The 21,268-nt window shown below is 63.8% G+C and carries 25 protein-coding genes and 1 pseudogene; all 26 read right to left on the reverse strand.

The window, feature by feature from the left end:
• Position 1: 1 nt before the first annotated feature.
• The gene (secY, locus tag L21SP4_RS08310) at positions 2-1,342 is read right to left on the reverse strand and encodes a preprotein translocase subunit SecY (protein WP_052882219.1); all 1,341 of its coding nucleotides are present in this window, start codon (positions 1,340-1,342) and stop codon (positions 2-4) included.
• 16 nt (positions 1,343-1,358) lie between these two features.
• A complete protein-coding gene (gene rplO, locus L21SP4_RS08315) occupies positions 1,359-1,799 on the reverse strand; it encodes a 50S ribosomal protein L15 (protein WP_052882220.1) in 441 nt (146 codons plus the stop codon).
• A gap of 21 nt (positions 1,800-1,820) precedes the next feature.
• Positions 1,821-2,309, reverse strand: a complete 489-nt coding sequence (gene rpsE / locus L21SP4_RS08320; protein ID WP_052882221.1) for a 30S ribosomal protein S5 — start codon at positions 2,307-2,309, stop codon at positions 1,821-1,823.
• A gap of 22 nt (positions 2,310-2,331) precedes the next feature.
• Positions 2,332-2,676 carry a 50S ribosomal protein L18 gene (rplR, locus tag L21SP4_RS08325; protein ID WP_052882222.1) on the reverse strand — a complete coding sequence of 115 codons (345 nt, stop codon included), beginning with the start codon at positions 2,674-2,676 and terminating at the stop codon, positions 2,332-2,334.
• A gap of 5 nt (positions 2,677-2,681) precedes the next feature.
• Positions 2,682-3,218, reverse strand: a complete 537-nt coding sequence (gene rplF, locus L21SP4_RS08330; RefSeq protein ID WP_052882223.1) for a 50S ribosomal protein L6 — start codon at positions 3,216-3,218, stop codon at positions 2,682-2,684.
• Between the two features lie 21 nt (positions 3,219-3,239).
• Positions 3,240-3,641, reverse strand: coding sequence for a 30S ribosomal protein S8 (gene rpsH, locus L21SP4_RS08335; RefSeq protein WP_052882224.1), 402 nt, complete (start codon positions 3,639-3,641; stop codon positions 3,240-3,242).
• Positions 3,642-3,651: 10 nt separating this feature from the next.
• Positions 3,652-3,837, reverse strand: a complete 186-nt coding sequence (locus tag L21SP4_RS08340; protein WP_052882225.1) for a type Z 30S ribosomal protein S14 — start codon at positions 3,835-3,837, stop codon at positions 3,652-3,654.
• 17 nt (positions 3,838-3,854) lie between these two features.
• Positions 3,855-4,406: a 50S ribosomal protein L5 gene (gene rplE, locus L21SP4_RS08345; RefSeq protein ID WP_052882226.1), complete on the reverse strand. Its 552-nt coding sequence runs from the start codon at positions 4,404-4,406 to the stop codon at positions 3,855-3,857.
• Positions 4,407-4,435: 29 nt separating this feature from the next.
• A pseudogene (rplX, locus tag L21SP4_RS08350) lies at positions 4,436-4,672 on the reverse strand (50S ribosomal protein L24); the annotation flags it as partial.
• Between the two features lie 11 nt (positions 4,673-4,683).
• Positions 4,684-5,049, reverse strand: a complete 366-nt coding sequence (rplN, locus tag L21SP4_RS08355) for a 50S ribosomal protein L14 (protein WP_052882227.1) — start codon at positions 5,047-5,049, stop codon at positions 4,684-4,686.
• A gap of 12 nt (positions 5,050-5,061) precedes the next feature.
• Positions 5,062-5,340: a 30S ribosomal protein S17 gene (gene rpsQ, locus L21SP4_RS08360; protein WP_052882228.1), complete on the reverse strand. Its 279-nt coding sequence runs from the start codon at positions 5,338-5,340 to the stop codon at positions 5,062-5,064.
• Positions 5,337-5,540: a 50S ribosomal protein L29 gene (gene rpmC / locus L21SP4_RS08365; protein WP_052882229.1), complete on the reverse strand. Its 204-nt coding sequence runs from the start codon at positions 5,538-5,540 to the stop codon at positions 5,337-5,339. The genes rpsQ and rpmC overlap by 4 nt, the downstream gene beginning before the upstream one ends.
• Before the next feature lie 19 nt (positions 5,541-5,559).
• Positions 5,560-5,979 carry a 50S ribosomal protein L16 gene (gene rplP, locus L21SP4_RS08370; protein ID WP_052882230.1) on the reverse strand — a complete coding sequence of 140 codons (420 nt, stop codon included), beginning with the start codon at positions 5,977-5,979 and terminating at the stop codon, positions 5,560-5,562.
• A gap of 4 nt (positions 5,980-5,983) precedes the next feature.
• Positions 5,984-6,619 carry a 30S ribosomal protein S3 gene (rpsC, locus tag L21SP4_RS08375; RefSeq protein ID WP_052882231.1) on the reverse strand — a complete coding sequence of 212 codons (636 nt, stop codon included), beginning with the start codon at positions 6,617-6,619 and terminating at the stop codon, positions 5,984-5,986.
• Positions 6,620-6,632: 13 nt separating this feature from the next.
• Positions 6,633-6,980 carry a 50S ribosomal protein L22 gene (rplV, locus tag L21SP4_RS08380; protein ID WP_052882232.1) on the reverse strand — a complete coding sequence of 116 codons (348 nt, stop codon included), beginning with the start codon at positions 6,978-6,980 and terminating at the stop codon, positions 6,633-6,635.
• Positions 6,981-7,102: 122 nt separating this feature from the next.
• Positions 7,103-7,387, reverse strand: coding sequence for a 30S ribosomal protein S19 (gene rpsS / locus L21SP4_RS08385; protein ID WP_052882233.1), 285 nt, complete (start codon positions 7,385-7,387; stop codon positions 7,103-7,105).
• 1 nt (position 7,388) lies between these two features.
• Positions 7,389-8,213 (reverse strand): 50S ribosomal protein L2, encoded by an 825-nt coding sequence (rplB, locus tag L21SP4_RS08390; RefSeq protein ID WP_052882234.1) that lies wholly within the window; start codon positions 8,211-8,213, stop codon positions 7,389-7,391.
• Positions 8,214-8,240: 27 nt separating this feature from the next.
• Entirely contained in the window at positions 8,241-8,522 is a 282-nt protein-coding gene (gene rplW, locus L21SP4_RS08395) for a 50S ribosomal protein L23 (protein ID WP_082116646.1), read from the reverse strand.
• The gene (gene rplD, locus L21SP4_RS08400) at positions 8,519-9,157 is read right to left on the reverse strand and encodes a 50S ribosomal protein L4 (protein WP_052882236.1); all 639 of its coding nucleotides are present in this window, start codon (positions 9,155-9,157) and stop codon (positions 8,519-8,521) included. Before rplD ends, rplW begins: the two co-directional genes overlap by 4 nt.
• Positions 9,154-9,801 (reverse strand): 50S ribosomal protein L3, encoded by a 648-nt coding sequence (gene rplC, locus L21SP4_RS08405; protein WP_052882237.1) that lies wholly within the window; start codon positions 9,799-9,801, stop codon positions 9,154-9,156. Before rplC ends, rplD begins: the two co-directional genes overlap by 4 nt.
• A 10-nt stretch (positions 9,802-9,811) precedes the next feature.
• Positions 9,812-10,120 (reverse strand): 30S ribosomal protein S10, encoded by a 309-nt coding sequence (gene rpsJ / locus L21SP4_RS08410; protein WP_052883002.1) that lies wholly within the window; start codon positions 10,118-10,120, stop codon positions 9,812-9,814.
• 8 nt (positions 10,121-10,128) lie between these two features.
• Positions 10,129-12,255, reverse strand: coding sequence for an elongation factor G (gene fusA / locus L21SP4_RS08415; protein WP_052883003.1), 2,127 nt, complete (start codon positions 12,253-12,255; stop codon positions 10,129-10,131).
• Between the two features lie 30 nt (positions 12,256-12,285).
• Entirely contained in the window at positions 12,286-12,756 is a 471-nt protein-coding gene (gene rpsG / locus L21SP4_RS08420; protein WP_052882238.1) for a 30S ribosomal protein S7, read from the reverse strand.
• 24 nt (positions 12,757-12,780) lie between these two features.
• On the reverse strand, positions 12,781-13,155 hold the full coding sequence (gene rpsL / locus L21SP4_RS08425; protein WP_052882239.1) for a 30S ribosomal protein S12: 375 nt from the start codon (positions 13,153-13,155) through the stop codon (positions 12,781-12,783).
• A 74-nt stretch (positions 13,156-13,229) separates the two neighbouring features.
• A complete protein-coding gene (gene rpoC / locus L21SP4_RS08430) occupies positions 13,230-17,387 on the reverse strand; it encodes a DNA-directed RNA polymerase subunit beta' (RefSeq protein WP_082116647.1) in 4,158 nt (1,385 codons plus the stop codon).
• Positions 17,388-17,425: 38 nt separating this feature from the next.
• Entirely contained in the window at positions 17,426-21,199 is a 3,774-nt protein-coding gene (rpoB, locus tag L21SP4_RS08435; protein ID WP_052882241.1) for a DNA-directed RNA polymerase subunit beta, read from the reverse strand.
• Positions 21,200-21,268 lie beyond the last annotated feature (69 nt).

A 21,268-nucleotide genomic window follows, 5' to 3' on the forward strand; every position in this document is an offset into this window, starting at 1 on the left:
TCTACCTCCGCGAGCGGAGTTTGCCTTTCTTCAGGAATCCGTCGTAGTGCCGCATCAGCAGGTGCGACTCGACCTGGCGCATGGTGTCGAGCATCACGCCGACCATGATCAGCAGGCTGGTGCCGCCGAAGAAGGACGAGATCACGAAGGGAATCCGGAACTGGATCGCCATCACGGTCGGTAGCACGGCGATCACGGTAAGGAACAGCGCGCCGGCGAGCGTGATACGGCTCATCGCGTTGTCCAGGTATTCCGCGGTCGGTTTGCCGGGACGTATTCCGGGCACGTACCCGCCGTACTTCTTCAGGTCATCGGCGATCTGTACCGGATTGAACTGGGTCGCCACCCAGAAGTAGGAGAAGAAGAGGATCATCAGCCCGAACAGCACCATGTAGGGCACCGTGCCGAAGCTGATCGCCGCCGCCAGCCGGTTGGTCCACTCGCCGGGCGCCCACTGCAGGATCTTGGCGGGAAACATCAGGATCGCCTGCGCGAAGATGATCGGCAGCACGCCGGCGTAATTCACGCGCAGCGGCATATAGGTGTTCTGTCCGCCGTACATCTTGCGCCCGACCACGCGCTTGGCGTACTGGACCGGGATTTTACGCTGGGCCTGGGTGACCGCGACGACGCCCGCGATCACGGCCACCATCATGGCCGCGAAGAAAACGAGATGGAAGAACCCGTATTCCCCGGTCTGGAACTTATTGCCCAGCGCATAGATGGCCTGCGGGAGGCGGCTGACGATATTGACCGTGATAATCAGCGAGATCCCGTTGCCGATACCGCGTTCCGTGATCTGTTCACCGAGCCACATCAGCAGCATCGTCGCCGTGGTCATCGTCACCATCGTCAGCAGGATAAAGCCGACGGGCGAGAAGGAGGCGCTGACGATCTGGCGGCTGATGCCGATCGCCTGCGGGTTCAGCAGCGTGCGCGCCATCAGGCCGCCCTGGAAGAGGCAGAGGCCGACCGTGGCGTAGCGCGTGTACTGGGTGATCTTCTGCCGCCCGACCTCGCCCTCGCGGGCCAGCCGTTCGAGCTGGGGCACCACGGCGGTCAGGAGCTGAAAGATGATCGAGGCCGAGATATAGGGCATGATCCCCAGCGTTCCGACGGCACACCGCTGGAGCGCCCCCCCGCTGAAGAGGTTGTACAGCCCGAAGAAGCTGCCGCCGGACGTCTGCTGCAGTTCCTGTATGACCCGCTGGAGCGCGCTGGCGTCAACTCCCGGCGTGGGCACGTTGGCAATCAGGCGGCAGATGAAGATGAGGCCCAGCGTAAAAAGGATGCGCTGCCTCAGCTCCGGAATCTTAAAGCTGTTGGCGAAGGCGGAAAGCATGGGCCGGCCTCAATTCTCACTGGATGGTTTCGCACTGACCGCCCGCCGCTTCAATCTTCTCGCGGGCGGACTTGCTGAAGGCGTGGGCTTCGACGGTGAGTTTCCGGTCGAGGTCCCCCTCGCCCAGTATTTTGACGCCGTCGCAGTTCCCGTTCACGAGACCGCTCGCTCGCAGCGCCTCCACATCGACCCGACCCTCATCAAAACGGTTCAGGTCGCCGACATTGACCGGGCGTATGACCGGGGCGGAAGCGTGGTTGAAGCCCCGCTTCGGGATGCGCCGGATCAGCGGCATCTGCCCGCCTTCGAACCCGAGTTTGCGCCCGCTGCCCGAACGCGACATCTGGCCTTTCTGTCCGCGGCCCGACGTTTTGCCGACACCGGAACCGCGGCCGCGCCCGACGCGTTTGCGACGATGCGTCGATCCCTCGCTGCGTTTCAATTCGTGCAGATTCATCAGAATGTCTCCCGTTCCTCTTCAGAGCTGCCGGGCCGCGAGCGCCTCTTCCCGGGTTCTCATTTTCCGGAGCGCGCACAGTGCGGCCTTGGTCACGTTGAGATGGTTGCTGCTGCCGAGCGACTTCGCGATGACGTCCTTGTAGCCGGCCAGTTCGAGCACCGCGCGTACGGCCCCTCCGGCGATCACGCCGGTACCCGGCGAGGCGGGACGGATGAGCACGCGTGCGCCCGTGAATTCCCCGATCTGGTCGTGGGGCACCGTATCGCCGTTCATCGCCACCGGCTCCATGTCGCGTCGCGCCATTTCGGTGGCCTTGCGGATCGCGTCGGCGACCTCGTTAGCCTTGCCCAGCGCATACCCAACCCGGCCCTTGCGGTCGCCCACGACGACGAGGGCGCCGAAGCTGAAGCGGCGTCCGCCCTTGACCACTTTCGACGAGCGGTTGATATTGACCACCCGCTCCTCGAATTCGCTCTTCTGTTCTTCTCTCTTCTTCGGATTGGCCACTCGTGCCCTCCTGAGCCTTGATTCAGATATTGAGACCCGCCTCGCGGGCGCCGTCGGCGATCGCCGCCATCCGTTTGCCGAAACGGAATCCGCCGCGATCGAACACCGCGCCTTTGATCCCCTGTTCCAGTGCGGCTTCCGCGCAGCTCTTGCCGATCTTCCGCGCCGTGTCCGCATCTTTGCCCCCGTTTCCGGAGGAGTCCGCGGCAAAAAGCGTCGCGGCCCGTTCGTCGTCGATCAGCTGCACGTAGATCGCGCGGTTCGAGATGAACACGCTCATACGCGGGCGTTCCGCCGTACCGTGCACTTTCCTGCGGAGGCGGAGATGCCGCCGTTTCCGGTAATCTTTTCTGGTTTTGATCTTCATCGTCTTTACGCCACCGCTTTGCCTTCCTTGCGCCGGATCCGCTCGCCCTTGTAGCAGATGCCCTTACCCTTATACGGTTCCGCCGGCGCGAAACCCCGGATCCGGGCGGCTACCTGGCCGACGATCTGTTTGTCGAGACCGGTGACCTTGACTTCCGTCTGAGAGGGCACTTCCACCGTCGCCCCTTCGGGAATGGTATATTCCACGTCGTGGGACAGGCCCACGGAGAGCACGAGCGTGTTCCCCTTGAGCTGAGCCCGGTACCCGACGCCTGCGATCACCAGCTCGCGCTGGTAGCCGTTCGTCACACCCTCGATCATGCCGGCGATCAGGCTGCGCGCCGTGCCGTGCATCGCCCGGCTGCGCTTGTCGTCGTCGCGCCGTGTCACCACGGCCTCGCCGTCCGCAACCTTCACCGCGACCCGATCCGACAGTTCGAGCGACAGCTCGCCCTTCGGGCCCTTGACCCGCAGGACGGAACCGTCCACGTTCACTTCGACGCCGGACGGCACCTTTACCGGTTGTCTGCCGATCCTCGACATAAATTCGTTCCTCCGTTTCCTTTACCAGATATAGCAGAGCACTTCCCCGCCCACGCCGGACGAGCGCGCTTCCCGGTCGCTCATCAGCCCGCTCGAGGTCGTCAGGATGGCGGTGCCGATACCGCCATAGACGCGGGGCACTTCACGATTATTGACGTACACGCGGCGGCCGGGCCGGCTCACGCGCCGGATGCCCTGAATCACGGGCTGCCTCCGTTCGCCCCGGTACTTGAGGTACAGGGTGAGCATGCCTCTGCCGTCGCGGTTCTCCTTCACGAAGTCGGAGATGTACCCCTCCCCCTTGAGGATTTCCGCAATGGCGTTATTCATGTTCGCAAAGGGGATCAGCACCGACTCCTTGCCGGCGGTGCTCGCATTGCGAATCCGCGTCAACATATCCGCTATGGGATCATTCAGACTCATCCGTACCGCCTTACCAGCTCGATTTCACCACACCCGGGATCTTCCCTTCGAGGGCCAGTTCCCGGAAGCAAATACGACACAGTTCAAATTTCCGGATATAGGCGCGCTGCCGACCGCAGCGGCGGCAGCGTGTATAGCCCCGCACCTTGAACTTGGGCGGCTTGTTCGCCTTTACGACCAGTGATTTCCGTGCCACGTCTCTATACCTCCGCTTCAGCCCGCCGCCGCTGCGGCAAAGGGCATTCCGATCAGGCGCAGCAGGTCGCGCGCCTCCTCGTCGCTCTCCGCCGTGGTGACGATGGTTATATCCATTCCATGAATCTGTTTCACCCGGTCGGGATCGATTTCCGGAAAAATGGTCTGCTCCCGGATTCCCATTGAAAAATTGCCCCGCCCGTCAAAGCCGCTCGCCGACACCCCCCGGAAATCCCGGATCCGCGGCAGCGCCGCATCGATAAATCGCTCCAGGAACTCATACATCCGGTTGCCCCGCAGCGTGACTTTGGCTCCCAGATTGGTTCCCTCGCGGAGCTTGAAATTGGAGACGCTCTTGCGGGCGCGGGTAAGCACGGGCCGCTGTCCGGCAATCTTCGCCATGTCCTCGGCCACGGCCTGAAGCACGTCGCGGTCGTGATCCATCCCCACGGACGAGTTGAGCACCACCTTCACGAGCGACGGCACCCGCATCGGGTTTTCGTACCCGTGGTTTTTCTTCAGCTCCGGAACAATCCGGCTCCAGTATTCTTCCTTTAGACGCGGTACCATTGGTCCGATTCCTCCGGGGCAACGCCCTAAGACTTGCGCTCCACGACCTTCAGATTCGACACGTGGAGCGGCGCTTCCTTGTCCACGACCCCGCCCTGGGGGTTATCCTGGGTCTTGCGCATATGCTTTTTGATCAGGTTCAGGCCCTCCACCAGCGCGCGCTCGCGCTTCGGGTAGACTTCGAGCACGCGGCCCTGCTTCCCCGCGTCCTCACCGGTGCTCACCTCTACGGTGTCGCCTTTTTTAACATGACATCGATACTTCATCGTCTCTTCCCTCACAGCACTTCCGGCGCCAGCGAAACCAGCTTCATGAAGTTCTGTTCCCTGAGTTCCCGCGCGATGGGGCCGAAGATGCGCGTGCCGCGCGGATTGTTGTTCTCGTCGATCATCACGACGGCGTTGTGATCGAAAGAGAGGTACGAACCGTCCGGGCGACGCACGGGACTCTTCGTCCGCACGATCACGGCCAGGCCCAGCGCTCCCTTCTTGAGCATCCCATCCGGCTGAGCCTCCTTGACGGTGACGCGGATGATCTCGCCCACCTTCGCGTAGCGCCGCGGGTGGCCGAGGATGCGGATGCACTGGACGCTGCGCGCGCCCGTGTTGTCCGCCACCTGTAGTCTCGACTGCTCCGAAATCATTGCGCGAACTCCTTACTGCCGCGGCTCCGTATCGCCGCCGACCACGTCCACCAGCCGCCAGCGCTTCCGGCGGCTGACCGGTCTTGTTTCCATGATGCGCACCTTGTCGCCCACCTTCGCGGCGTTGTCCTCATCGTGAACCAGAAACCTGCGGCTCACGCGCATCTCTTTTCCGTACAGGGGGTGCCGGACATGGCGTTCCACCGATACCGAAATCGTCTTGTCGCCGGAATTCCGGACGACATGGCCGATACGTTCCTTGCGATTGCCCCGTGACTGCGTCTCCGTCATGATTCCGTCTCCGCCCGTTGATGCTCGCCCAGCAGCGTGAGAATCCGCGCCGCCGTACGGCGCAGTTCACGGATACGGGCCGGATTTTCGAGCTGTCCGGCGGTCTGCTGGATGCGGAGGTTCACCAGCTCCCTGCGGGTGTCCTCCATCTGGTGCCGGAGCTCTTCCGGCGTCATATTTCTGAGTTCAGCTGTCTTCATGGTTTACCCCCGGAAGCACTCAGGCGTGTCCGTCCCGGTGCACAAAACGCGTGCGCATCGGCAGCTTCGCCGCGGCCAGTCGCATGGCGTTTCTTGCGAGCGACTCGCTCACGCCGTCCAGCTCGAACAGCATGCGTCCCGGCTTGATGACGGCGACCCAGTGCTCGACGTTGCCCTTGCCCTTGCCCATGCGCACTTCGAGCGGTTTTTCGGTAATGGGTTTGTCGGGAAAGATGCGGATCCAGAGTTTGCCTTTGCGCTTGAGCGAACGGTTGATCGCCACGCGGCAGGCCTCGATCTGGATGCCCGTGATCCATCCCCGGTCGAGCGCCTGGAGACCGTACGCACCGAAGGACAGCTCCCGTCCCCGCTGCGCCACCCCGCGGCGCGACCCCTTCTGCACCTTGCGGTGCTTTGTCCTTTTCGGCATCAGAGGCATGAGTCTACTCCTGAACTGCTTCGTCTTCCTTGCAAATCCAAACCTTCACGCCGATTTTGCCCGCCTTGGTGTCCGCCTCCGCATGCCCGTAATGAATGGGGGCGCGCAGCGTATGCAGGGGCACCTTGCCCTGCTTGTAGCATTCGGAACGGGAGAGCTCGGCCCCGTTGAGCCGTCCGGAGACGAGGACCTTGATCCCGTCCGCCCCGAGGTCCATGGCGAGCTGGATGGCGCGTTTCATGGCGCGGCGAAACGACACGCGGCGCTCGAGGTGCATCGCGATGTTTTCAGAGACGAGCTGGGCGTCGACGTCCGGGCTCTTCACCTCCTGGATCTCGAGGTAGACTTCCTTGCCGGTCTGCTTGACCAGTTCGTCGCGAAGCTTGTCGATCTCCTCGCCCTTGCGCCCGATCACCAGCCCGGGCCGCGCCGTCCGCAGCGTGATGCGGATGCGGTTGGCGTAGCGTTCGATCCTGACGGCGGAGATCGCCGCATCCCGAAGCCGGCGGCCGATAATCTCACGGACGGCGAGGTCCTCGTGCAGCAGCCCGCCGAAACCCTTCGCGTCCGAGTACCAGCGTGAATCCCAGTTGCGGTTCACCGCGACCCGGAGCCCGATCGGATTTACTTTCTGTCCCAAAACGAAACCTCCCTCAGCGGCGCTTCGGCCGCTCGTCGGTGAGTACCACCGTGATATGGCTCATCTTCTTCTGAATCGGGCTGACCATGCCCCGGGCGCGCGGCCAGAACCTCCGCATGCGCGGACCTTCGTTCACCCGCGCCGTCTTGACGAACAGCTGCTCGGCGTCCAGCTCTTCGTTGTTCTCGGCATTGGCGACCGCCGATTTCAGCGTCTTCCCGAGCAGCGTCGCCGCCTTGCGCGCATTGAATTCCGTAATCTTCAGCGCTTCGGGGACGGGCATCCCCTGAATCGTGCGCGCCAGATCCCGCGCCTTGGAGGGCGAAATCCGCACAAACCTCGCTGTCGCCGATACTTCCATAACTCGTTTTCCCTTTTCGTCCGCGGGTCCCGTTCAGGGGAAAGCGGACAGTCTACATATTTCACCGTTGAGTACCAGAACCTACTGTAAAAAAGTTCCGGAAATCCCGTACCGCGCCGCGGCTACTTCAGCGAGACGTTCTTGTCCGTCGCCATGCCGTGGCGCCGGAAGGCCCGCGTGGCCGCGAACTCGCCGAGCCGATGCCCCACCATGTTCTCGGTGACGAACACGGAGATGAAGTTCCGGCCGTTGTGGACCAGAAAAGTGTGGCCCACGAAATCGGGCAGGATCATCGAACGCCGGGACCAGGTCTTGATCGGGCGTTTGGCGCCGCTCTGGTTCATGCGGTCGACCTTCTTCTGCAGCTTGGGATATACGTAGGGACCTTTTTTCAGTGATCGCGCCATGTCAGGATCTCCGCTTTACAATGAACTTATCCGTGGCCTTCTTGCCGCGCCGGGTCTTTCCGCTCTTGGCGAGCTGGCCCCACGGGGAGGTCGGATGGCCGCCGCCGGAAGTACGCCCCTCGCCGCCGCCCATGGGATGGTCGACGGGATTCATGACCACGCCGCGCACGGTGGGCCGCACACCCTTCCAGCGCTTGCGGCCGGCCTTGCCGCTCATGAGGTTTTCGTGCTCGGCGAAACCGACCGCGCCGACGGTGGCCAGGCTCTCGACGGGCACTTTCCGGATTTCTCCGGAGGGCAGTTTAACGTTCGCGTACCGACCCTCGCGGGCCATGATCCGCGCGGATTCCCCGGCCGAGCGGACGATTTTTCCGCCGTTGCCGGGATTGAGTTCGATGTTGTGGATCGGCATACCGATCGGGATCTCGGCGAGCGGGAGCGCGTTACCCGCGGCGGGCTCCGAACCCGGACCGGACACAATCTCGGCGCCGGGCTTCAATCCCGCGGGTGCGAGAATGTAGCGCTTTTCGCCGTCGCGGTAGTGCAGCAGCGCCAGCCGCGCGGAGCGGTTGGGGTCGTATTCGATCGCCGCCACTTTCGCGGGGATCCCGTGCTTATCGCGTTTGAAATCCACCTGCCGCAGCCGGCGCTTGTGTCCGCCGCCCCGGTGGCGCACGGTGATCCGTCCCGAACGGGAGCGGCCGCTGCCGCGTTTCTTGGATACCAGCAGCGAGCGTTCCGGCCGGTCCTTGGTGACCTCCTGAAAATCGGAGAGCACCATAAATCGGCGGCTCGGCGTAACCGGTCTATATTTTTTGAGTCCCATCGCGTACTCCTCGAACTTCCTGCCCGTCTAGATAATCTCGATCTGTTCGCCTTCGCGGAGGGTCACCACGGCGCGCTTCCAGGCGGCAGTGCGGCCGAAATGGAGTCCGCGCTCCCGCTTGATCTTACCCTTGCGGTTCATGGTGTTCACTTCCTCCACATGCACCCCGAAGACGTCCTCCACGGCGCGCTTGATTTCCGGCTTGTTGGCCTTCGGGTGGACCCGGAAGATATACTTGTTCTCCGTCTCCGAGAGCCGGGTCCCCTTTTCGGTCAGCAACACCCTCTGAATGATATGATACGAATTCATGATCTGCGCCCCGTTTTACTGATCCGCTCCTGAAGTTTCCCGAGGGCCCCCGAGTCGACCAGCATCCGCGGGTAGCGCAGCACCTGGTAGGTGTGCACCGATTCCGACGAGGTCACTTCGACGCCGGGCAGGTTGCGGGCCGCCAGCAGCAGGGCGTCCTCCGGCCGCTCGGCCACGAACAGCACGGGCGCCTCGAGCTTGAGGGCCTTGAGCAGCGCCGCCGCGTGACGGGTCCGCGGTTCCGGAACCGACAGTTCGTCGATCACGGTCACCGCCCCCGAGAGCAGGCGGTCGCTGAGCGCGCGCCGGAAGGCGAGCCGCCGTTCCTTCTTCGAGAGCCGGGCCTTGTATTTGCGCGGATGGGGTCCGAAGGCCACGCCGCCGCCCCGCCAGATGGGAGATCCGCGCGAACCGGCACGGGCGCGCCCGATACCCTTCTGCCGCCAGGGTTTGGCGCCCGATGCGATGACCTGTGCGCGCGTTTTGGTCGACGCCGTGCCGGTCCGCGCCGCGCGGCGGTGCGCCACCACGGCGTCGTGCACGAGATGCTCTTCGCCTTCGCGCAGCAGGGCGTCCTCGACGAACTCGACTTCGCCGACCTGCTCGCCGCCTGAATTGTGCACTGCAAGTTTCATGATGCCTTCCGTCCCTGTTTCTTGCGGGCCTCGCGGACCTCGACGATGCCGTTGTTCGGCCCCGGGACGGCGCCGCGCACCAGCAGTACGTTATCCCCGGTCCGGACCCCCATGACCCTGAGGTTCTGCGTCGTCACCCGCCGCGCCCCGGTCTGTCCGGGCATTTTGCGGTTTTTCATCACGCGGGCCGGTTTTTCACACATGCCGATCGATCCGGACATGCGGTGCATCCCGGAGCCGTGCGATGCGCGGCCGCCGGAGAACCCGTGCCGCTTCACTACGCCCTGGTAACCGCGCCCCTTGCTGAGCGCGACCACATCGATAAAGTCCACGTCCTCGAACATATCGACCGTGAGCGTCTCCCCCTCGCCCGGGAGGTCGTCGCCCTCCGCGAAGCGGAACTCGCGCAGTACGCGGTGCGGGGCCGCGCCGCCGCGTTTGAAGTGGCCCTGCAGCGGTTTCGTCACCCGCGTCTCCTTCTGCGGGCCGAACCCGAGCTGCACGGCCGGGTACCCCTCCTTCTCCGCGGTCCTGGCCTGGACTACGGGACAGGGGCCGGCTTCGATGACCGTCACCGGCACGGCGCGACCCTCTTCGGTGAAGATCTGCGTCATGCCCACCTTGCGTCCTATCAAACCCTTCATCGGCCCATCCTCAGATCTTAATGGTGATATCCACCCCGGCGGGGAGATTCAGTTTCTTCAGTTCGTCCACCGTCTTCGCCGTGGGATCGATAATATCCAGCAGCCGCTTATGCGTCCGCATCTCGAACTGATCCATCGACTTCTTGTTCACATGCGGACTGCGGTTGACCGTGAACTTCTCGATCCGCGTCGGAAGCGGGATCGGGCCCGCGACCCGCGCACCGGTCCGCCGGGCGGTTTCGACGATATCCACCGACGAGGCGTCCAGCGCCCGGTGGTCGTATGATTTAAGCCGTATTCTGATCTTCTGTCCGTTCATGGCCGCACTCATCGTTGTAAAATCTCCTCCTGCAACGACGGGGGAACTTCAGCAAAGCTGTGAGGCTCCATCGTGTAACTCGCCCGTCCCTTGGTCAACGACCGCAGATGCGTGGCGTACCCGAAGACCTCCGAGAGCGGTACGCCCGCCTCGATGATCTGCAGGTCGTCCCGCGATCGACTTTCCCATACCTGTCCACGGCGCCCGTTCAGGTCGCCGAACACATCACCCATATGATCTTCCGGGGTCACGATCTCCAGTGCCATGATCGGCTCGAGGAGCACCGGGTCCGCCTCGGCCGCGGCGCGCCGCAGGGCCATGATCGCCGCGGACCGGAACGCTACGTCGGAGGAATCCACCGGGTGGAACGCACCGCCGGTGACGGCGACGTCCGTATCCACCAGCGGGTAGTTGCCGAGCACCCCCGTCGAAAGCGCGTCGCCCAGCCCGCTGCGCAGGGCGTCGTGATACGCGGCGGGCACTTCGTTCTCCGGCGCCTCGATCCCGATTTGATTGCCTTCGCCCCTCCCCCGTGCGGACACGCGGATACGCACACGGGCAAAATGCCCGCGGCCTCCGAATTCGCGTTCGAAGACCTCTTCGGCCTCGCCGCCGGATTTAACGGATTCGCGGTAGGCGACCGAGGGCCGTCCGACCTTGGCCTGCACTTTGAACTCCCGCAGCAGCCGGTCGCGGATGACTTCGAGATGAAGCTCGCCCATCCCGCTGATCAGCGTCTGACCGGTCTCCGGGTCCACGGAGACCCGGAACGTGGGGTCCTCCTCCGCGAGCGCGCGAAGCGCGTCCTGCAGGTCGTCGCTGTCCGCCTTGGTGCGCGGTTCGACGGCCATCGAGACGACCGGTTCGGGGAATACGATCTGTTCGAGCACGATCGGGTCGTTCTCCGCGCAGAGCGTGTCGCCGGTGGTCGCCTCCTTCGGCCCCACGATCGCGCCGATTTCGCCTGCATAGAGCGTATCGACCTCTTCGCGCTGGTTGGCGTGGACGCGCAGCAGCCGCCCGATCCGCTCGCGCCGGCCGGTGCGGGGGTTGAAGACGTTCTTGCCTTTTTTAAGGGTGCCCGAGTAGACGCGCGTAAACGCGACCTTGCCGACGTACTCGTCGGTGGCGATCTTGAATACGAGCGCACTGAGCGCCGCCCCGTCGGCGGCCTCGCGGGTCAGCGTCTCCTCCGATTTAGGGTGCCGGCCCTCGACGGGCGGCACATCCGCGGGCGAGGGCATATAGGCCACGACGCCGTCGAGCAGCGGCTGGACGCCGCGATTGCGCAGGGCCGTTCCGCAGAAGACGGGAACTATTTCGCCCCTGATCACGGCGCGGCGGATGCCGGCCCGGAGCAATTCCGCGGAGACGTCGCGTCCGTCCTCAAGATACGTTTCCAGGACCGCCTCGTCCTTCTCGGCGACCCGCTCGATCATTTCGGCGCGGCGGCGTTCGGCCTCCGCGGCCAGTGATTCGGGGATAGATTTGAAATCCACTTTGCGGCCCAGCGACGCCGCGTCAAAGGTGACCGCCTGCATCCGGATCAGGTCGATCACACCTTCGAACCCGTCTTCCGCACCCCAGGGCATCTGGACCGGGACGACCGGCGCGGCGAGGCGCTCGTGGATCTCGCGCACCGTACCGTCGAAGTCCGCGCCGGTGCGGTCCATCTTATTGATGAACGCGACAAAGGGGACATTGTAGCGGCGGGCCTGCCGCCAAACGGTCTCGGACTGGGGCTGCACGCCGCTCACGGCGCAGAAGATGCCCACGGCGCCGTCGAGGATGCGCAGCGAGCGCTCGACCTCCACCGTGAAATCGACGTGGCCGGGGGTATCGATCAAGTTGATCTGGGCCTGCTGCCAGAAGAGCGTGGTCGCGGCGCTGGTGATGGTGATCCCGCGTTCCTGTTCCTGACTCATCCAGTCCATGGCGGCGCTGCCCTCATGGACCTCGCCCATCTTGTGGACTCGTCCGGAGTAGTAGAGCATGCGCTCGGTGGTGGTCGTCTTACCCGCGTCGATGTGCGCGACGATCCCGATGTTGCGGACATCACCGAGGGCGTACGGACGCGAGGGATCCTCATCCTTCGAGGATACCTTTGCCTCCGCCGTCCTTTTGGTTGCTGCCACCACGTTTCCCGTGCTTTCCCTGGGGGTCGGTTACCATCGATAATGGGCAAATGCCTTGTTGGCCTGGGCCATCTTGTGCGTATCGTCGCGTTTCTTGACCGCGGCGCCCTGGTTGCGGTAGGCGTCGAGCAGTTCGTTCGCCAGCGCGCGCTGCACCGGAATGCCGCGGCGGCCGGTCGCGTACTGGATCAGCCAGCGCAGCGCCAGTGCGACCTGGCGGGCCGGCTTGACTTCCATCGGGACCTGATAGGTCGCGCCGCCGACGCGCCTCGACTTCACCTCGAGCCGCGGCTTGATGTTGTCGATGGCCTGTTCGAACACCTCCAGGGGTTCCTCGCCCGTCTGCCGGCCGAGTTCGTCCATGGCGCCGTACACAATACGCGCGGCCGTGTTCTTCTTGCCGCGGCTCATCACTTTATTGATAAAGTTCGCCACCAGCGTGCTGTGGTACCGGGGATCCCCGGCCACGTCCCGTCGTTCTGCTCTTCGCCTTCTGGCCATAGTTTCTTACCTGCCGTCCGCTGTTCAGGTCCTGGGCTGTTTGGCCCCGTATTTCGAGCGGCCGCGCTTGCGCCCGTCCACACCCTGCGCATCCAGTGATCCGCGCACCACGTGGTAGCGGACCCCCGGACAATCCGGCACGCGTCCGCCGCGCACCAGCACCATACTGTGTTCCTGCAGATTATGCCCTTCGCCCGGAATGTAGGCGGTGACTTCGAACCCGTTGGTCAGCCGCACACGGGCGATCTTTCTCAGAGCCGAATTCGGCTTCTTGGGCGTCATCGTCTTCACCTGAAGACAGACGCCGCGACGCTGGGGGCACTTGCGCAGCGCCGGCGCTTTCGTCTTCTTCGTCGGCGCCTTGCGCCGCTTTTTCACGAGCTGATTAATCGTCGGCATTCCTGTTCCTTACTTTTTTATGGACAAGGGGCGGGAATGTATCAGAGCCCGTATGCCCCCGCAAGATATCAATGTCAGAATTCCTCGGGTTTTTCCGCCAGGAGGTGTTCTCCGACCGCCTCTTCGGCCGAGAGTTCCTCGCCGAGTTTCGCCAGCCGGATATTGCGGTACATCGGGAAGCCCGTCCCGGCGGGGATCAGGTTCCCCATGATCACGTTCTCCTTGAACCCGCGCAGGCCGTCTTCGCGTCCGAGCGTGGCCGCCTCCGTGAGTACGCGGGTCGTCTCCTGGAACGAGGCCGCCGAGATGAAACTCTCGGTTTCGAGCGAGGCCTTGGTGATCCCGAGCAGCACGGGGGTCGCTTCGGCCGGCCGCTTTCCTTCGGCCATGGCGGACTGGTTGACCTCCTGGAAGCGCGTTCGCTCCACCTGCTCGCCCCACAGGAACTCGGTGTCGCCCGGTTCGGTGATGCGCACCTTGCGGAGCATCTGCCGCACGATGACCTCGATGTGCTTGTCGTTGATCTCGACGCCCTGCAGCTGGTAGACGGACTGGACTTCGTTGACCAGGTATTCCTGCAGTTCCTGGGGTCCGCACACGTCGAGGATCTCCTGCGGCACGATCGGTCCTTCGGTGAGCTGCTGGCCCTTGTGCACGAAATCGCCGGGGTAGACGATGATGTGCTTGCCGATCGGGATGAGGTGCTCCTCTTCCGCGCCCGTGCTGCGGTCTTTGACCATGAGCTGACGCCGCCCGCGAACCATGCCGCCCAGTTCGACCACGCCGTCGATCTTGGCGATCTCGGCGGAGTCTTTGGGCGTGCGCGCCTCGAAGAGTTCGGCCACCCGCGGCAGACCGCCGGTGATGTCCTTGGTGCGCGTGGCTTTGCGGGGCGTCTTGGCCAGGCTGGTGCCGGCCTCGACTTTCTGGCCTTCTTCGACCATGACGTGCGCGCCGGCGGGGCCGGGATAGTATCCGCGCGGATCGCCGGTGTCGGGATCGCGGATCACGATCCTCGGGTGGAGATCCTCCTTGTGCTCCATAAGCACCATGCCCTCGACACCCGTGGATTCATCGCGTCCGCGCCGGACGGTGATCCCTTCGATAAAGTCCTCGAACGCCACGACACCGCTGTGCTCGGAAATGACGGGAACGCTGTAGGGGTCCCACTCGACGAACGTCTTGCCCGCCTCGACCGTCCCGCCGTCCTCGACGGAGATCACGGCGCCGATCACGGTCGAGTACCGTTCGAGTTCGCGGTCGTTCTCGTCCACGATACGGACGGCGCCGTTCTTGTTGAGGACGATATGGCCCTCGGCGATCTGCACGCAGCGGAGGTTCTCGTAGCGTAGCGTTCCGCTCTTTTTGGCGGTAATGCGCGGATGCTTGAACACGGAGCTGGCCGTACCGCCGATGTGGAAGGTCCGCATCGTCAGCTGGGTGCCCGGCTCTCCGATCGACTGGGCGGCGATGATACCGACCGGATCGCCCAGCCTCACGGGGAGGCCGGTAGCGAGATTGCGTCCGTAGCAGCGTGCGCAGATGCCGCGGCGCGCCTCGCAGGTGAGGGCGCTGCGGATTCCGACCGTTTCGATGCCGGCATTCTCGACCTTCGCCGCCAGCACCTCGTCGATCTCGGCGCCCGCCGGGACGATCACCTCGTCGGTGCGCGGGTCCACGATATCCTCCTGCGCCGAGCGGCCGGTGATCCTCTGTGCGAGCGACACGAGTTCGTCGTCGCCTTCGCTGATGGCGCGTACTTCGATGCCGTTCAGCGTGTTGCAGTCCTCTTCGGTGATGATGATGTCGTGGGAGACGTCGACCAGTTTCCGCGTGAGGTACCCCGAGTCGGCGGTCTTGAGCGCCGTATCGGCGAGGCCCTTGCGGGCGCCGTGCGTACTTACGAAATACTCCAGCACGGTCAGTCCTTCGCGGAAGTTCGAGAGAATCGGCTGTTCGATGATCTCGCCGGAGGGCTTCGCCATCAGTCCGCGCATGCCCGCGAGCTGACGGATCTGCTGGCGGCTTCCGCGCGCGCCGGAGTCGACCATCATGAAGACGGGGTTCAGGTCCTCGCGCTCGTCATTGGCCTCGATGGCCTCGAACATGACCCGCGTGATCTCTTCGTTGGCGTGCGTCCAGATATCGACGATCTTATTGTACCGCTCGCCCTCGGTGATCAGGCCCTTGCGGTGCTGGGCCGTCACCTGGCGCACCTGCGCGAAGGCGTCGTCGATGATGTTCTGCTTAGCGGGCGGGATGATCATGTCGTCCAGACCGATCGAGGCGCCCGCCACGGTCGCATAGTGGAAGCCGAGGTTTTTGAGGGCGTCGAGCACCTCCACCGTCCGGGTGTGGCCCGCGGTCTGGTAGCACTGCCAGATCAGTTTGCCGAGGTCTTTCTTGGTGACCATCCGGTTTACGAAGCCGAGTCCTTCGGGCCAGATTTCGTTGAAGAAGACGCGCCCCACCGTGGTGGTGATGACGGCGGCGGCGGAGTCTCCGTAGATGGTTTCCATCCCGCGGTCCGGGTTGCGGAACCGGATCCGGGACCAGATCTTCACGGCGTTTTCATCGAAGGCGGCGTGCACTTCGTGCAGATCGTTGAAGATGGGGAGGTGTTCGTGCTCGCCGCCGGCGCCGCCCTCGCGGTGCATACGGCGTGCCTGCGACTCGCTGGTCAGGAAATAGCAGCCGAGTGCGATGTCCTGGCTGGGCGTCGCGATCGGTTTGCCGCTCGACGGCGAGAAGATATTATTGGGGGCCAGCATGAGCGCGCGCGACTCGACCTGGGCCTCGATCGAGAGCGGGACGTGAACCGCCATCTGGTCGCCGTCGAAGTCGGCGTTGTAGGCTCCGCAGACGAGCGGGTGCAGCTGGATGGCCTCGCCCTCGATCAGGATCGGCTCGAACGACTGGATACTCAGCCGGTGCAGCGTGGGCGCGCGGTTGAGCATGACCGTATGCCCCTGCGTGACCTGGTCGAGGATATCCCAGACCACGTCTTCCTCGCGCTCGATCATCTTCTTCGCGCTGCGCACGGTATGGACGAGACCGCGCTCTTTGAGGTGGCGGATGATGAAGGGCTCGAAGAGCACCAGGGCCATCTTTTTGGGCAGGCCGCACTGATTGAGTTTGAGTTCCGGCCCGACCACGATCACGGAGCGGCCGGAGTAGTCCACGCGCTTGCCGAGCAGGTTCTGGCGGAACCGTCCCTGCTTCCCGCGCAGCATGTCGCTGAGCGATTTCAGCGGACGGTTGCCCGACCCGTTCACCGTGCGCCCGTGGCGCCCGTTGTCGAGCAGCGCGTCGACCGACTGCTGCAGCATCCGCTTCTCGTTGCGGATGATCACCTCGGGCGTCTTGAGCGCCATAAGGTTCTTCAGGCGGTTGTTGCGGTTGATCACCCGGCGGTAGAGATCGTTCAGATCCGAGGTGGCGAAGCGCCCGCCCTCGAGGGGCACCAGCGGGCGGAGGTCCGGGGGGATGACGGGAAGGACCTCGAGGATGATCCACTCCGGGCGCGCCCCGCTGTCGAGCAGCCCGTTGAAGACCTTCATCTGCTTGACGAGCTTCTTGCGGGTCTGCTTGCTGCGGGTACGGCTTATCGCCTCTTCGAGTTCCTCGATCCTCTGTTCGATATCGATCTTGCGCATGAGGTCGCGCACCGCTTCCGCGCCCATGCCCGCCTGGAACGAGCCGTCGCCGTACTGTTCGAGGGCCTCGCGGTATTCCATCTCGTTGAGCAGCTGCTTCTCTTCGAGCGGGGTATTGCCCGGATCGGTGACGATATAGTTTTCGAAGTAGATCACGCGCTCCAGGTCGCGCGCCGTCATGTCCATGACCAGGCCCATGCGGCTGGGGGCGGTCTTGAAGAACCAGATATGCGAGACGGGCACGGCTAGGTCGATATGGCCCATGCGCTCGCGCCGCACGCGGGAGACCGTTACCTCGACGCCGCAGCGGTCGCAGACCACGCCCTTGTGCTTGATGCGCTTATACTTCCCGCAGCTGCACTCCCAGTCCTTGGTCGGGCCGAAGATGCGCTCACAGAACAGCCCGCTCTTCTCCGGCTTGAAGGTCCGGTAATTGATCGTCTCCGGATTCTTGACCTCGCCGGAACTCCAGGAGCGCATTTTCTCCGGAGAGGCCAGCCTTATACGCACGCTCTCGTGGGCGCCCTGTACATCGAATCCCAGAATGTCTTCCGCGCTTCGGTTATCCACGGTGATCCTCCTGCATGTAATTCATCCGGTTCCGACGGGTGCGGTCACTCGGCGGCCGCGGTGTCGTTTTCCACTTCGACATCCAGACCGAGACCCTGCATCTCGCGTATAAGGACGTTGAACGATTCGGGGCGGCCCGCCTGAAGCACGTTTTCGCCCTTCACGATCGACTCATAGATCCTCGTGCGGCCGGAGATGTCGTCGCTCTTGACCGTCAGGATCTCCTGCAGGGCGTGGGCCGCCCCGTAGGCCTCGAGCGCCCACACCTCCATTTCGCCGAAGCGCTGTCCGCCGTACTGCGCCTTTCCGCCCAGCGGCTGCTGGGTGACCAGCGAGTACGGGCCGACGGCCCGCGCGTGGATCTTCTCGCTCACGAGGTGGTGGAGCTTCAGCATATAGATGTAGCCGACCACGACACGCTGGGCGAAGGGATCGCCCGTGCGGCCGTCGTAGAGCACCGCCTTGCCGTCGCCGCCGACGGTCTTTTCCTCGCCCGCGGCCTCCTCGGCCTCATTGAGCAGTTCGTGAATGGACTCCTCGCTGATCCCGTCGAAGATCGGGGTCGTGGCGTGGAACCCGAGCTGCTTGCACGCCCAGCCGAGGTGGGTCTCGAGAACCTGCCCGACATTCATGCGCGACGGCACACCCAGCGGGTTGAGCACGATCTCCACGGGGGTTCCGTCGGGGAGGAAGGGCATATCCTCTTCGGCGACGATCCGCGAGATGACGCCCTTATTCCCGTGGCGGCCCGCCATCTTGTCGCCCACCGAAAGCTTGCGCTTCTCGGCGATGTAGACCTTGACCTGTTTGATAATGCCCGCGTCCATCTCTTCGCCGCTGCCGACGCGCTCCATCTCGCGGTCCATTTCGGACCGGGCTTCGGCGAACTTGTCGCGGTACTGGTCGATGATCTCCATGAGCTTGATCCGGATCGGGCTCTGGTCGATCTCGATGTTGTCGTAGTTGGTGGCCAGCTTGCGCAGAAGCGTCTTGGTGATTTTACGGTTCGCGGGGATGATGACGTCCCCGGTGCTCATATCGACCACGTCGAGCGGGATCTTCTCGCCGAGCAGGATATTGCTCAGCGCCTCGGTCAGGCTCTCGCTGATCTCCTGCGCCTTTTTGCGGTGCTGTTCCTCGATCTGACGTTTCTGGTGAGCGGTATCTTCGCTCTCTTCCTCCTGCGCCTTGATCTGGCTCTTGGAGGAGACCCGCACATCCATGACGATCCCCTCGGTACCGCTCGGGACGCGGAGCGAGGTGTCGCGCACGTCGGCGGCCTTCTCGCCGAAGATCGCCCGCAGCAGCCGCTCCTCGGGGGCGAGTTCGGTTTCGCTTTTGGGCGTGATCTTGCCGACGAGGATATCGCCGGGATGCACTTCGGTGCCCACGCGCACGATGCCGTCGTGGGTCAGGTGACTCAACGCCTCTTCGCCCACGTTGGGGATATCGCGCGTGATCTCCTCGGGCCCCAGCTTCGTATCGCGGGCGCCGCATTCGAACTCCTGGATGTGGATCGAGGTGTACACATCCTCACGGACCAGTTTTTCGCTGATCAGGATCGCGTCCTCGAAGTTGTAGCCGCACCAGGGCATGAACGCACAGAGCACGTTGCGTCCGAGGGCCATCTCGCCCTCGTCGGTCGAGGCGCCGTCGGCGAGCACATCGCCGGCTTTGATTTTGTCGCCGGCCTTTACGATGGGCTTCTGGATCATGCAGCTTCCCGCGTTGGAGCGCATAAACTTGATCAGCCCGTACTCCTGCACATCATTCTTGGGCGTGCTCTTCTTCGGCATCGAACCGTCGGCGGTCACAATTATTTTGTCCGCCGAGGCGTACGCGACGGTCCCGGCCTTTTCGGCAATGCAGAGCACGCGGGTGTCGCGCGCCATGCGGCCTTCCGATCCCGTGCCCACGAGGGGGCGCTCGGTCTTGAGCAGCGGCACGGCCTGGCGCTGCATGTTCGAGCCCATCAGCGCGCGGTTGGCGTCGTCGTGCTCGAGAAACGGGATCAGGTTCGCCGCGACCGAGACGACCTGTTTGGGCGAGACGTCCATGTACTGGACCGTCTCCGCGTCGGCCATCATGAATTCCCCGCGGTAGCGGGCCATGACGGTATCGGAGGTGAAGCGGCCGGCATCGTCGAGCGGCGCATTGGCCTGCGCGATGATGTAGTTCTCTTCGCGGTCGCCGGCGAGCCATTCGACCTTCCCGGTCACGCGTCCGCCGGAGACCTGCCGGTAGGGGGTTTCGATGAACCCGTAATCGTTGACGCGGGCGAACATGCTCAGCGACGAGATCAGGCCGATGTTCGGTCCCTCCGGCGTCTCGATCGGGCAGATCCTTCCGTAGTGGCTGCTGTGGACGTCGCGGACCTCGAACCCGGCCCGTTCGCGGTTCAGTCCCCCCGGTCCGAGGGCGCTGAGGCGGCGTTTATGGGTCAGTTCGGAGAGCGGATTGGTCTGGTCCATAAACTGACTGAGCTGCCCGCGGCCGAAGAAATCCTTGACCACCGCGGAGAGGGCCTTCGGGTTGATCAGGCGCTGGGGGGTCAGCGTTTCCACCGTCGCGTCGAAAATCGTCATGCGCTCTTTGACCAGGCGCTGGATGCGGGCGAGGCCGACGCGGCACTGGGCCTCGAGCAGTTCGCCCACCGTCCTCACCCGGCGGCTGCCGAGGTGGTCGATATCGTCGAGGGTCCCTTCGCCCAGGCGCACTTTGATCAGGTAGCGTACGCCTTCGACGATATCCTCATTTTCCAGCGCGAGGCTCTTCTTCTCCAGGCCCAGCTTCTGCTGCATCTTGTAGCGGCCGACCTTGCTGAGGTTGAACCGGCTCTCATCGAAGAAGAGGCGCTTGAGGAGCTGACGCGCGCTGGCGGCCGTGGGCGGATCGCCGGGCCGGAGCTTCTGGTAGAGTTCCTTGAGCGCTTCGTCGGTGGACCGGGTCTGGTCCTGCTCGAGGGTGCGCAAATACAGGCCGTTGTCCCAGGAGACGTCGACGGCGTCGACGGAGCTGTAGCCCGCCACGCGCATGCGTTCGAGGATATCCGGGGTGATGTACTCGAAGCGGCGCCCGATGATCGACTGCTCGTCGGCGTCGATGATGTCCTCTTTCAGCGCCAGGCACTCGAGATCCTCTTCGGAGTAGCTCTTTTTGAGCGAGAGCGGCTTGACCTCGTAGTACAGGCCGATCAGTTCCTCGTCGGTGCCGTAGCCGAGCGCGCGGAGGAAGGTCGAGATCAGGAACTTCCTGCGCCGGCGCTTCCGGTCGAGATAGATGTGCAGGCTGTCGTGCGCGTCAAACTGGACTTCGATCCAGGACCCGCGGTCCGGAATAATGCGGAACGAGTGAAGGATCGAGCCGTTCTGATGCCGGGTACTCTCGAAACAGATCCCGGGCGAGCGGTGCAGCTGGCTCACGATGATCCGTTCCGCGCCGTTGATCACAAAGCTCCCGCGCCTGGTCATCAGCGGGATCTCGCCCATGTAGAGCGTGTCCTCGCGCTCTTCCCCGCCCTCTTTCAGCCGGAAGGTGACGTAGAGCGGGGCCGCGTAGGTTTCACCCGCACGCAGCGCTTCTAGGTCGGCGAGCTGCGGCGTCTCGATGTCGTAGCGAACGAAATCGAGTGAGATCTGCCCGTCGTAGCTCTCCACGGGAAAGGATTCCTTGAGCACCGCCTGGAGGCCTTTATCCTCGCGTTTCGACGGCGCCTTCTCGTCCTGGAGAAAGTCGCGGTACGACTTGAGCTGGATCTCGATCAGATCGGGAGCCTCGATTGCGTCGGTGAGTTTGCCGTAATTCGTGCGCTGCGCCATGCCGCTTCCCCCGGTTCGGGATTAAAGACAATACAGACAGGGCGCGCCCCACCCCGAATGGGGCGCGCG

The organism is Kiritimatiella glycovorans (assembly GCF_001017655.1).
Classification (GTDB): domain Bacteria; phylum Verrucomicrobiota; class Kiritimatiellia; order Kiritimatiellales; family Kiritimatiellaceae; genus Kiritimatiella; species Kiritimatiella glycovorans.